This window comes from Streptomyces sp. MBT65, from assembly GCF_016612545.1.
Taxonomy (GTDB): Bacteria; Actinomycetota; Actinomycetes; order Streptomycetales; family Streptomycetaceae; genus Streptomyces.
The window spans coordinates 1-1,632 of the sequence record NZ_JAENRY010000602.1; the positions used below are offsets into that span (position 1 = coordinate 1).

The window sequence follows — 1,632 nt, forward strand, 5'->3', positions numbered from 1 at the left end:
GCGAGTAGCCCCCGGGCCGCTCGCGCACCAGGAACACCAGGGCGAGCGGCGCCATGGCCACGGGCATACGGGCGCCGATGGCGGTGCAGGCCCAGATCAGGACCTGTCGGGAGACGACATCGCGGTAGGTCATGCCACGACGCTACGGGCCGGCACCGACAGCGCCCCAGGAATTTCCCACGCCTGTGGACAACTCCCGCCATGCCACCGTCAAGCACGCCCGACGCATCGCCGAGCGCACCCGACACAACGCCAAGCGCACCCGCCGCACCGTCAGAACGTCAGAACCCCTCGCGCGACCCGCCCCGCCTCCAGGTCCCCCACCGCCTTCTCGAAGTCCTCCACCGGGTACGTCCTGGTGACCAACTCGTCGAGCAGCAGCCGCCCTTGGCGGTAGAGCTGGGTGTACAGCGGGATGTCCCGCTGGGGCCGGGACGATCCGTACCGGCAGCCGAGGATCGACTTGTCCAGGAACATCGACGAGACGAGGAAGGACGCCTCCGCCGTCGCCGATGCCGTGCCGAGCAGGATCGCCTGGCCGTGGCGGTCGAGAAGGTCGACGGCCTGCCGGACCAACTCCACCCGCCCCACACACTCAAAGGCGTGATCGGCCCCGCTCGGCAGAATCTCCCGCACGCCCTCCGTCGACGTAAGGAAGTGCGTGGCCCCGAACTGCCGCGCGACCGCCTCCTTGCCGGGGTTCGCATCGACGGCGACGATCGTCGACGCCCCCGCGATCCGAGCCCCTTGGAGGACATTGAGCCCGATCCCCCCGGTCCCGATCACGACGACACTGTCCCCACGACCGACCCGAGCCCGATTCAGCACGGCACCGACCCCCGTCAGCACCCCGCACCCGATGAGCGCGGCGGACGGCATGGGAATGTCCTTCGGAATCCGCACGGCCTGCACGGCCTTCACCACGGTCCGCTCGGCGAACGCCGAGTTGGAGGCGAACTGGTACACCGGCCGCCCGTCCCACGCGAACGGCTGCCCCGGCCGCCCGATGGCCTGCCGGCACATGGTCGGCCGCCCCCGGTCGCACTCGGCGCAGGTCCCGCAGTTGGCGAGCGTGGAGAGGGCCACATGATCCCCGGGCGACACATGGGTGACCCCGGCGCCCACCGCCTCCACCACCCCGGCACCCTCATGCCCCAGCACCACAGGAACGGGAAAAGGTATGGTCCCGTCCACCACGGACAGATCGCTGTGACACACCCCGGCCGCGGAGATGGCGACCAGCACTTCCCCCGCCCCCGGCTCGCGCACCTCCAAATCCCCCACGACCTGGACCTGCTTGCCGTCGAAGACCACACCGCGCATCAGACGACTCCCTTGGGTTCCCTGGGCAGACCGAGCACCCGCTCGGCGATGATCGTGCGCTGAACCTGGTCCGAGCCGCCGTAGATCGTGTCGGCCCGCGAAAAGAGGAACAGGTGCTGAAACAGGTCGAGTTCGTACGACCGGGACGGCGTCCAGTCCACCGGCCCCACCGCCGCCGCGGCCCCCCGCACCTGCATCGCCAGCTCCCCGAGCCGCTGATGCCACCCACCCCACAACAGCTTGGCCACACTGGGCGCCCCGGCGTCCCCGGCCCGCCCGAGGGTCCGCAGCGCGTTCCACCGCATGGCC

Annotated in this window: 2 protein-coding genes and 1 pseudogene; all 3 read right to left on the reverse strand. The window is 70.6% G+C overall.

Annotated features, from left to right (window positions below):
• Nucleotides 1-133: pseudogene (locus JHN63_RS50865) on the reverse strand (MFS transporter); the annotation flags it as partial.
• Between the two features lie 140 nt (nt 134-273).
• On the reverse strand, nt 274-1,323 hold the full coding sequence (locus tag JHN63_RS50870) for a Zn-dependent alcohol dehydrogenase (protein ID WP_200691910.1): 1,050 nt from the start codon (nt 1,321-1,323) through the stop codon (nt 274-276).
• On the reverse strand, nt 1,323-1,632 hold a 310-nt coding region (locus JHN63_RS50875; protein WP_267953883.1), incomplete at its 5' end, for an acyl-CoA dehydrogenase family protein. The genes JHN63_RS50870 and JHN63_RS50875, both read right to left, overlap by 1 nt.